This window comes from Streptomyces sp. NPDC056160 (assembly GCF_042268205.1).
Classification (GTDB): Bacteria; Actinomycetota; Actinomycetes; order Streptomycetales; family Streptomycetaceae; genus Streptomyces.
Map to the genome: position 1 here is coordinate 26,370 of NZ_JBHJUW010000086.1, position 9,588 is coordinate 35,957.

The window sequence follows — 9,588 nt, forward strand, 5'->3', positions numbered from 1 at the left end:
TCAGCGGCAGGCCGAGCAGAGGCCGCCGCAGAAATCGGGGAACCAGCCCCCGCAGTTGCTGCACTGACCCCACCCGGGGTCACCCGGGCCAGCAGTCGCCGGTACGGCGGTCGTCGCCGGGGCGGCCGCGATGCAGTTCTTGCCGTCGCACGACCACAGGCCGCACAGCGGGCAGGCGTCGTCCCGCATCGTGGCCGCCTGCCCGGTGCGTTCCGCGAGGCGGGCGCGCATCTCCGCTGCCGTGCGCGGCACGCGACGGTGAGCGGGGATCTTCGCGTCCTGGGCGCGGATCACGGCCAGGAGGTGCTGCCCGAGACGGCGTTCGGCGTCCCCGACTGCCGGGCGGGGGCGGGGGCGTGTCATGCTGTCGATCACAGGGACTCCTTCGCAAGTTCCTGTACTGACGGCCCCGGAACTGACCTTCCGGGGCCGTCGCTCTTTGACCGGCCGGGCGGCCGGCCACGGCCCGCCTCCACCCTCAGCGTGGGGCGGAGGGGGACCGTGGCAGTCCGTCAGGCCGCCTGCCCGTACACGCTCGTGGCGGGCCGCAGCAGGTAGTCGGAGTTCGTCCAGACCGAGCCGACGGCGTAAGGCTGGCCATCGGGGCGGAGGGTGTCGCGGACGATGACCGCCCATCGGGCGCTGTCGCGGCGCAGGAGCTGGGCGGCGCGGGCGGGGTCGGTGACCAGGGCCAGGACCTCGAAGCGGCCATCGACGTTCTGGTAGATGGCGCCGGGCTGCCGGGGACCGATCTCCTCAACGATGCTGCGCGGCAGGGGAGTCAAGGTCGGGTTCATGCTGCGGTCCTCCATCCGGTTCGGGCACGGCGGGCGGTGCGGATTTCGCGGATCTGGGCGACGAGGTTCCTGACCTCGGCGTTGTGTGCGGTCTGGGCGCGGCTGGCGGTGCGGTGTCCGGCGGCCTTGTCGGGGTTCTTGACGGCGGCCCGCTGGAGTTGGACGGTCAGCGCGTCCAGCCGCTGGCCCTCGGTGTCGCGGTCGGCGTCGACCGCGGCCGCCAGGCGCTCGGCGTGATGGGCGCGGACGGCGGCGAGTTCGGGGCCGGTCAGCCCGCCGCGGACCATGTCGTCCTCGGTGGCCCGTCCGTCCTCGTCGCGCAGCGCCAGCTCCTCGCACGCCGCACGCACCGGGCAGCCGGTGCACACGCGGATCGCCTCGGCGCGGCGGGCCTGCCAGGTGATGTACTGCTCGCCCTCCGCGCGGAAGAACGCGTCAGGGTCGACGGTGCGGCAGACGCCGGCGGCGGCGACCGCGGCCTGGAGCACGTCCCGGCGAGACCGCTGGGCGTGCTCGGATGTCATGCTGGGCATGTGGGTCGTCCTCTCTCGAAGGGTGACCTGCGACAAGAACCCTCAGGGGCGCAATCCCTGGGGGTTCGTCACGTAGTGCGTCCTGCGCACTCCGCCGGTCACCGTCCCGGCCGGGACGGCGGGGAGGTGACCGGCGGGCAGCGCAGGGCTGCATGCGATGGGCGCGGCCTCTGCCGCCGCGCGTGCCCGTCTTGCGATGCGAGGGAGACGGGGTGCCCTTTCCGTCCTTCGGGAGACGGAACATCCCTCCAGGTCTGGACGCGGACTCCTCGCCTCAGCGACCTGGGGCCGAGGTGTCGGGAGTCAATGCCGCGTCGTTCTTTAGCGTCGTGAGGGTGCCTGCCCTCCGCACTCCCCGTCAGTAATGAGCGTCCGGCGGGTCTTACCCCTCCAGACCGCCCCCGGAGGGGCGCCCAACGGATCCATGCGTGCCGACTGCCACCACCAGGAGTAATGGCGCCTCACGACGGGTCTCCACTCCCTCAACCGGCGTGGTCACGGCGTCAACGGGCGTGGATGCACACTCTGGAGTTCTCAAATGACCGGCCTGAGCCCGTCTCTCTGGCGCTTCCTTCGAGCCGATCGTGGGAGACCCACGGAGCCCTCTGGGCGTCTTTGTGCGCAAGGCACGGAGAGGGCCGCAACTTCGTGTCCGAAGCGGCCCGACACAGAAAGTAGCCTCGGACACGAAGTTGCGTCAACTACTTCAGACACGAAGTTCGAGAAGGGGACTCACCCGGCGCCCCTGAGCTGTCACTTCGGACACCAAGTTGATATGGTCGCGGCATGTCGCCACCAACCAGCCACCAGCTCCCGCCCCCGCTGCCTCCCATCCGGCAGATCGCCGAGGACCTGCGCCGGCGGATCGCGGCCGCCGAGTTCCTGCCGGGTGACCGCCTCCCAAGCACACGGCAGTTGGCCGACCATTACGAGGTCGACCCCAAAACGATCTACCGCGCGGTAGCCCTCTTGAAAGAGAGCGGCTACCTGATCAGCCGTCAGGGAGCAGGCGTGTACGTCCGCACCTCACGGGCGGCCATCTTGCGCGAGCCGCAGGCGCGATACGCGTGGGAAAAGGCGCGCGCGCGGCTCCCTCTCGATGAGCGACGCCAGACCGGCACCGGGGAATTTGACACGGGGCGACCGCGTCAGGATTTCGATTTCCCCGCCGAGTACTCCCAGGTAGAAGCGACCGAGGAACTGGCCGCACGGATGGAGGTCCCGGTTGGCACTCCGCTTCTTGAGCGGCTGTACCGAACCACGATCCGGGACGAGCAGCACCCTTTGTCTCTGATCTCCTCGTACATCCCGTACGACCTGGCCGCGCGGAATCCGGATCTGCTCGATGAGGGGCAGGAACCGTGGCCGGGCGGCACGATGAACCAGCTGTACACCGTCGGCGTTGAGATCGATCGCATTGTGGACGAGATCAGCGCGCGGCCGCCCTCCCTCGAAGAGGCGGAGCTGCTCGACGTTGGCAGCGGAGTCCCCGTAGTGGTGCTGCACAAGGTGTCCTACTCCACCACTGACCAGGTCGTTGAGTACTCGATCGTCGTCTTCCCGGGGGACCGCACCACCATGAAATACACAGTCCATCTGGAAAGGTGGGATTCGTGATCCTGTCAGTTGTAACCGCCGTTCACAGCGGCGCACGTCAATACCTCGGCGCCGCATACGAATCACTCGTAGACCAGGAGCTGCCGGACGGCTGGAACTGGGAATGGTGCATCCAGGAAGACGGCCTCGACGTCGACTCCAGGAGCTGCCTCCCCAACCCCGACGATGCCCGCATCCGAATCGGCGCCTCCCGCACAGGCGGCCCGGCGGTTGCCCGAACGATGGCGTTCGCCCGATCGACTGGATCGCTGATCAAGGTCCTGGACGCAGACGATGTGCTGCCGGCAGGCGCACTCAGCCGCGAGATCACGGTCCTCACTGACCAGGCGTCCGTGGGATGGACCACGTGTCGAGTCCTGGACCTCCTGCCTGATGGGTCCACTGCGGGATACGGCGGCGACCCCGAGCCTGGCCTCATGCCCCGCGGAGTGGTCTTCGACTACTGGCAGACCACCCGCCGCCCACAGGTCCATCCGGCTACGCTCTGCGTGCGACGAGAGTTGGTTTCATTGCTCGGCGGCTGGATGGCAATTCCGGCCTCGGAGGACACCGGGCTCCTGACCGCGTTGTCCGTCTTGAGCGACGGATGGTTCCTTCCGGAGGTCGGCTTGCACTATCGCCAGCACGAGGCACAGAGCACCAAGCACCCCTCGCACCGCGAAGGGGACGAGTGGGCAGCGCGAATGGACATCATCGAGTCCCGCGCTCGGGCGCTGGCTGCATTCCTGGAGGCACGTCCCGCCGCAAACCATGTGGAGGGGAGGTAAGGAAGTGACCACAAAACGCTGAAGCGGCCCTGTCGCCACAACAGGACCGCTCCCTAGCGATCGACTCGCACCCGTCAAAGTTCCGAGTCGTGAGCAGCGAGGTGACCTCGTCTGCCGGGTGATGCCCGTGGGCCCTAGGGCCCGCGTGGTCACCTCTACCCAGAGTATGCGCATCGGATTGCGCAACGCCACTACTCCGGGGTCCTGGCTAGGTCACACTCGCCGGTCACGGCTCCCCGTCTGGGGAGATGACCCACCCTTGCGCGACCGTAAAGATCCTTCCGCTGGGCCTGATGGCCTCTTCGGTGGATACGACGAGGACTCCGACACCAGTCAGCGTGCCGAGCTGCTGGGTCCTGATGATGACGGCTTCTACACCAGTCAGCTCCGCGACTGGATCCCCTTGTGCCCGCAGCTGCGGGATAGTGCCGTGCGGTTCTACTGGATCCTGCGCGCGCTGGTGATCGAGAAGCATGGGCCGGTGCGCAAGCTGACCTTGTTGCAGATGTGCTACCTGCTGCCGTCGAAGCAGATGCAGCCGGGGGAGGCGGCGCTGCCGTCGAGTCTTGCGCGGGTCCGCTCGCTGTTGTCCGAGCTGTCCGAGGTAGGGCTGCTCAGTACGCCGGAGGGCGGGCCGGTCAAGACGTCCAGCCGTGCGGGTGCGTCGGCCGCGCCGCTGCGGATCCGCATCAATGACCGCCCGCACCGCGGTTACGCGGGGCCCCGGAACGCGTTCGCCCTGCTGGACGAGGTGAAGCGGCCGGCTGCCGAGGCGGCCCGGAAGGCTGTTCAGAAGGAGCGGGAGCGCTCGGCGCGCAAGCGGGCTTTGCGCACCGGAGTGGCGGGCCAGATTTCTGGCCCGCTCGATGAGGCGGGCCAGATTTCTAGCCCGCGGGGCCAGATTTCTAGCCCGCGGGGCCAGATTTCTAGCCCGCTTTCCGGGCCTGACCTGCAAGATCGCGACCTCCCGTTCAGTCCTTCCGCTCAGACTTTCCGTTCAGAGGGTGGGGGTACCGTCCGTCCTTCCGTGCAGGTAGAGGACGCGCACGTGACGGACGGACGGACGGCGGGCAGCGACAGCGGAGGCAAGGCGAGGAAGCGGCCTGCGGCTCCGGGGGAGGACACCGCGCCTGCCGCCGTAGCGTCAGGCAGCACCGACACGGGGTCGGCTCTGGGGGGCGTCGGCAGGGTAGGCGTCGGTCATCGGGAGACGACGCCCGGCATGGAGGTTCTGACCCGGGTTGCTCGGGTGAACGACTCGCTGCGCCTGGCCGGGCGGGTGCTGCTGGATCAGGCAGGGGAGCTTGACAAACTCATCGCGGCATCCGAGGCCGCGGGTGAGCCCTGGCGGCTCCAAGACCTCGTGACAGTCCTGAGCGCCCCCCTGGACGGGCCCATCCGAATCAGCGCAGGCGCCGTGATCTCTGGCCGCATCCGCCAGCTCCCGCTCACCCCCCGCACCGCGATGCTGCCCGCTCAGGCCAACGGCAACAGCTGGACGGAGAAGAGGGCCGACCTGACCCGCGAGCCCTCGTCGAGCCTGGCCGCCGACCGGCCGGTCGATGAGTCGGTGAACCGTCGGCTGCGCCCGGAGTGCCCCGGCTGCGGCGTGGACTCGCCGGGCGGCGTCCTGTGCCCGGGCTGCCTCGGGTGGCCGCTGTGCGAGGGCGGCTGCGGCCGACGACTGGAGGCCGGCGGCACCTGCGAGGCCTGCCACCTGGCGGAGCATCACCGGGCCATCGAACGCGAGCGCAACGAGGACGGCACCTGCCCCGGATACGACGGCCTGTGCGGCCGCCCGGTGCTCACCCTCGGCCTGTGCGGAAAGTGCCGGATCAAGGCCGAGGCCACGAAAGCGGCCCTCGATGAGCAGTGGGCGACGCAGGTGGCGGCGGTGACCGCGATGACCGACGAAGAACGCGCCCTCGCCGAAGCCCAGATGCACGACAACGCCCGCAGCCTGTGAGCTGCGGTCAACGGCAACGGCCCCGCCCTGCCCTCTGAAGGCCCATCAGGGGGCCGATCTCCCGTCCCGGCGGCCCGTCTTCGTCGGGAGGGGAGATCGGCCCCCACAGCCCCATACGATGATCACGACGAAGGAACCCCCGGATGCCGGAACGCACCCATGAGTTCGGCCTGTACGGAGCCCGCGGTATCAAGGGCTATGAGGCCGTCGCCCGCCGCCTGGACCAGCTCGCCGGATTCATCACCACCCCGGTCACCACCCGGCGCGGCCTGATAGCCCGCCTGCACTACCTCACCCGCAGCGACCGTGCCCGCCAGGCCGCCCGCGCCGCCGGCCTGACCGTCACCGACCGCACCCTCAAGGCCTGGCTGGAGGGCCGTCGTTCTCCCTCGCGCACCAACCTGGACCGCATCGAGCGTGCCTATCGGACCGTGCGGCGGGAGAACGTTGCCCGCTACCTCCTGGCCCGGCTCAACCGGGACGGCCGAGGAACCCGCGTGGAGATCCACCCCATCAACCAGTCCCAGGTCGACCGGCCCCGCCAGCGCGTCGTCGAACACCGCACGATGAACGTGCGGAACTGGGACCGCATCGTGCAGGCCTGGGCCGACAACGACGACCAGGCCCTGGATGACGCCTGGGTGGAGCACATTGTCGACCTCGGCTCCCAGTGGGGCCAGTACGAGTACGTGACCAACGTCGGGTTCGCCGCGTGAATCTGACCGACCGCCTGTCCCGTCACCTGCGCTCTGCGTACGGTGGCGGGACAGGACCCGCAGGAGGTACCGCGATGAGCGCCCAGCCCGACCACGACGTCCCCACTCCGCAGGCCGCTTCCGCGCCCACCGCGGCCGCGCACCTGCTCGCGCGGATCCGCGCCGGCCGCCGTGCCGACACCTGGGGGCCGGCGTTCGAGCAGGACTGGGCGCGCGCCCTGGAGGACGCCCGGCACAGCTACAGCCTTGCCCCCCTGCACGACGTCGTGCGCACCTGGCAGGGCCGCCTGGCCGCCGCGCCGGCGGTCGAGGCGTTCCTCGCCTCGGGGATGGACGACTCCGACGGTGTGGACCTGGCCGACGCCCTCGGTGGCGGCCACCGCCGATGACCGGCAAGCCGTGGCCCGCGCGCCTGTCGCCCGGCGCTCTGGCCGTCCTGGAGGAGCTGCCCGAGCACGGGCGGGAGATGGTCCGCGACGTCCTGGCCATCGCCGGCCGCGACCCCTGGGCCTTCCCGCCGTTCGACTCCCGCGACCCGGAAGGCGAGGACGTACGCTCCGCCTCGGTGGGACAGCTCACCGCGGTCTACTGGATCAACCGGCCCGCCGGGCGCCTGTACGTCCTCGATCTCGTCTGGCTCGGCGGCCCGCCCGACTACCACACGGGCGAGTGATCACACCGCCTCGGACGTAACACGATCCGGGACACGGTGCGTTGGGCAGGCATGCGACGCAACAGCACCCGGACCGCCACAGCTCTGGCCGCTCTCCTCCTGGCCGTGATGAGCACTCCCGCTCACGCCAGTACCACCGTGAGCGAAGGGAAAGTCACCCTCACCGTAAAAGGAAAAGGCCTGTCGGTACGTGAGGCATACGGAAGCATGGATGGCTACGGAACCGGTGTCCGTGCCCGCCTGTACACGGTCTTCCACGGAGAGCGGAAAGACATTACGCGCTGGAAAGACGCAACCCCCGCGAGTATGGGAATGACGAAACTCTCATACGCCGCATGGAATTTGAAAGGGCGTCGCTTCCCCAACGGGACATGGCTGTGCATTCAATTCAACCGAGCTGACGAGAACCCTTGCGCCCGGATCCACCCGTAGCGCGCCGCTGGACGTGAAACGGCCGGTGCCCAGTCCGCCGAAGCGGGTGGCAAGGGCACCGGCCACCGAAACCCCGAAGGGATCCGCCTCCAGTCTACGGGCACGCAGCTTGCGCCGGCCCCGCCCAGACACCCCGTGCCGCACCGCGGCCTCAACGACCGCCCTCGGCCCGCACGCCCAGGCGCCAGGGCGCAGCGGCGCAGCGTGGGCGCAGCGCTCCTTTCTCGGGGTGGGCGGGGCGGGGTGGGCCACCGGCCGCCGCCCTTCAGGGCTCCGCCCTGAAGCCCGCCAGTGCTCCGCACCGGCGGGCCGCCACTCCGTGGCGTGCAGCGCCCCGGCGCTCCGCGCGGCCGCTGTGATCACCGCTCCGCGATGATCGCGGCGACCGGCGCCCCACCCCGCCCCGACTACCCCGAGAAAGGAGAATACGGAAGGCTATTTCGGCGAATAAAAAAGACGCCCCATTCGGCGTCGACCCCTTCTTTATGCTTTGATTTCGCTTCCCGAATTAGGTAGAGTTTCCTTTGCCGGAAGGGAGTGGCACCCAACCGGCAACCGAAACCCGGAACCAATAAAGGGAACCGAAAAGTGAACAACGAACAGCAGAGCTACCAGCTCGGCGCGCGCGAGGAATCCGGACGCTACCCCGTGAAGGTCGGCGGAATCACCGCCGGATACATCTACCGCCGTCACGGCAGCTGGTACTCGGTCATGCCCGGCCACCGCACAGACGGCCGCTGCGCCGACCGGCACGCCGCCGCCCAGGCCCTCGTCCACCTCATCAACCAGGGACAGCGCCCCACCGTCCCGCCGCAGAGCACACGGCCCCACACCCCCACCGCCCTGGCCCGGGCCACCGCCAGCTACACCTACCTCATCCCCGACCTGCGGCCCACGCTCGCGAACCTCGTACGGGCCGCCGAGGCCATGGCACGCCTGGCAGAACTGGGCTGGAGCCCGCTCGCGGGCTACCCCGGGGCCGACCAGCCATGGATGATGCAGTGCCGCCTGTGCGGCTGGGAAGGACGCCGGTTCTGGAGCCACCTGCGCGGCCGCAACGGCGACCTGACCCCCCGTCCGATCACACGCCACCCCGGATGCCTGCCCGTGGCCGACCACGAAGAAGCCATCCAGAAAGTCACCGCAGAACAGGCCACGCGCTGCGAATGCCCGTTCACGCACCCCACGTCCGTGCCCCAGGCACTCGACGTCCTGAAGAGCATTCAAGCCGCCAGGGGAACACGCCACGATGCCCGCGCCATTCTTTTCTCCCGCGCGATCCTGGAACCCTGCCCGGCATCCACCAACCGGGCAAAAGCACTGCGCAGCGCCCTCGGGCTGATCAGCTCGCAGAAGTAGCCCGTGCATCCGATCTGGCACACCGAGTGTGCGCCCCTCGGCGCATATCGCGTCACTCCCGATGGAGATTTCCGGTGCATCCGGTGCGGAGATATGCGCGATGCCGTTTCCCTGGAAATCGACGGTCCTGAAACGTGGGCCGTGGATCAGTTCGGGATCCTCGTCGTCACGACGTCTCCGCTGGCCGCGCTGGAAAGCCTGTACGAGGCACTGGACGGGCTAGATTCTGCCCGCGAAGCAGGAAATCCAGAAGTCGCGTTCCGTGACTCCCTCGGGAGCGCTTATGATGCCATCGGGAAGTACAGAGAATCGCGTCGGCTCGGAATCCGGCCGGGCGTGAACCCGTAGAGAGGGACCCGGGCAGGAGTCCAAATCTATCGGGGGCGGGTAGAGTGACGCACGCACCGGACGAAGGGACTCGCTCCCGGCGGTCGCGGCTGGGAGCGGGTCCGGCCGCCGGGGGAGTGGGGGCGTGACGGGTCATCACCGGCCCGCCGGATGCAGGCTGACACCGCATCAGTCTGCATCCGGCGACGGACCGGACCCCTCCCCTCCTTGCTGCTGCCTGGTTCGGGGCGCGGAGCGTCCCGGACCCTGCGGGCGCGGCGGAGCCGTGCCCGTACTGCCGGGCCACGGAGTGGACCGGCAGCGCCGGAACGGAGTTCCGGCCTCCCGGCGCCTGCGCCGGGACAGCGGCGCGTAGCGCCGCCGCGTCGCGTCTGCGGAGC

11 protein-coding genes are annotated in these 9,588 nt (G+C 69.4%); 8 read left to right on the forward strand and 3 right to left on the reverse strand.

The genetic code is table 11. The features are described 5' to 3' along the window. The 3 genes from ACFC02_RS27475 to ACFC02_RS27485 all read right to left on the reverse strand — a co-directional run bounded on the left by ACFC02_RS27475 (position 1) and on the right by ACFC02_RS27485 (position 1,330). Complete coding sequence (locus ACFC02_RS27475) at positions 1-375, reverse strand: hypothetical protein (protein WP_376362594.1); 375 nt, start codon at positions 373-375, stop codon at positions 1-3. A gap of 137 nt (positions 376-512) precedes the next feature. Continuing rightward, on the reverse strand, positions 513-797 hold the full coding sequence (locus ACFC02_RS27480) for a hypothetical protein (RefSeq protein ID WP_376362596.1): 285 nt from the start codon (positions 795-797) through the stop codon (positions 513-515). Beyond that, a complete protein-coding gene (locus ACFC02_RS27485) occupies positions 794-1,330 on the reverse strand; it encodes a WhiB family transcriptional regulator (RefSeq protein WP_376362599.1) in 537 nt (178 codons plus the stop codon). The genes ACFC02_RS27480 and ACFC02_RS27485 overlap by 4 nt, the downstream gene beginning before the upstream one ends. Before the next feature lie 786 nt (positions 1,331-2,116). Here ACFC02_RS27485 and ACFC02_RS27490 point away from each other — a divergent pair. The 8 genes from ACFC02_RS27490 to ACFC02_RS27525 all read left to right on the forward strand — a co-directional run bounded on the left by ACFC02_RS27490 (position 2,117) and on the right by ACFC02_RS27525 (position 9,208). Then, on the forward strand, positions 2,117-2,947 hold the full coding sequence (locus ACFC02_RS27490; protein WP_376362602.1) for a GntR family transcriptional regulator: 831 nt from the start codon (positions 2,117-2,119) through the stop codon (positions 2,945-2,947). Next, positions 2,944-3,714, forward strand: coding sequence for a glycosyltransferase (locus tag ACFC02_RS27495; RefSeq protein WP_376362605.1), 771 nt, complete (start codon positions 2,944-2,946; stop codon positions 3,712-3,714). The genes ACFC02_RS27490 and ACFC02_RS27495 overlap by 4 nt, the downstream gene beginning before the upstream one ends. Before the next feature lie 259 nt (positions 3,715-3,973). Beyond that, complete coding sequence (locus ACFC02_RS27500; protein ID WP_376362608.1) at positions 3,974-5,680, forward strand: hypothetical protein; 1,707 nt, start codon at positions 3,974-3,976, stop codon at positions 5,678-5,680. Between the two features lie 143 nt (positions 5,681-5,823). Continuing rightward, entirely contained in the window at positions 5,824-6,396 is a 573-nt protein-coding gene (locus ACFC02_RS27505; protein ID WP_376362611.1) for a transcriptional regulator, read from the forward strand. A gap of 74 nt (positions 6,397-6,470) precedes the next feature. Beyond that, a complete protein-coding gene (locus ACFC02_RS27510) occupies positions 6,471-6,785 on the forward strand; it encodes a DUF6247 family protein (RefSeq protein WP_376362613.1) in 315 nt (104 codons plus the stop codon). Then, positions 6,782-7,069: a hypothetical protein gene (locus ACFC02_RS27515; protein WP_376362616.1), complete on the forward strand. Its 288-nt coding sequence runs from the start codon at positions 6,782-6,784 to the stop codon at positions 7,067-7,069. The genes ACFC02_RS27510 and ACFC02_RS27515 overlap by 4 nt, the downstream gene beginning before the upstream one ends. Positions 7,070-8,089: 1,020 nt before the next feature. Continuing rightward, positions 8,090-8,860 (forward strand): hypothetical protein, encoded by a 771-nt coding sequence (locus ACFC02_RS27520; protein ID WP_376362618.1) that lies wholly within the window; start codon positions 8,090-8,092, stop codon positions 8,858-8,860. A 93-nt stretch (positions 8,861-8,953) separates the two neighbouring features. Continuing rightward, entirely contained in the window at positions 8,954-9,208 is a 255-nt protein-coding gene (locus ACFC02_RS27525; protein ID WP_376362621.1) for a hypothetical protein, read from the forward strand. The last annotated feature ends 380 nt before the right edge of the window (positions 9,209-9,588 follow it).

Excerpts from the sequence above, each read along its gene's own strand:
- ACFC02_RS27525 (WP_376362621.1), top strand. The coding sequence starts at position 8,954 with ATGCGCGATGCCGTTTCCCTGGAAATCGACGGTCCTGAAACGTGGGCC.
- ACFC02_RS27480 (WP_376362596.1), bottom strand. The coding sequence starts at position 797 with ATGAACCCGACCTTGACTCCCCTGCCGCGCAGCATCGTTGAGGAGATC.
- ACFC02_RS27485 (WP_376362599.1), bottom strand. The coding sequence starts at position 1,330 with ATGCCCAGCATGACATCCGAGCACGCCCAGCGGTCTCGCCGGGACGTG.
- ACFC02_RS27515 (WP_376362616.1), top strand. The coding sequence starts at position 6,782 with ATGACCGGCAAGCCGTGGCCCGCGCGCCTGTCGCCCGGCGCTCTGGCC.
- ACFC02_RS27490 (WP_376362602.1), top strand. The coding sequence starts at position 2,117 with ATGTCGCCACCAACCAGCCACCAGCTCCCGCCCCCGCTGCCTCCCATC.
- ACFC02_RS27510 (WP_376362613.1), top strand. The coding sequence starts at position 6,471 with ATGAGCGCCCAGCCCGACCACGACGTCCCCACTCCGCAGGCCGCTTCC.
- ACFC02_RS27505 (WP_376362611.1), top strand. The coding sequence starts at position 5,824 with ATGCCGGAACGCACCCATGAGTTCGGCCTGTACGGAGCCCGCGGTATC.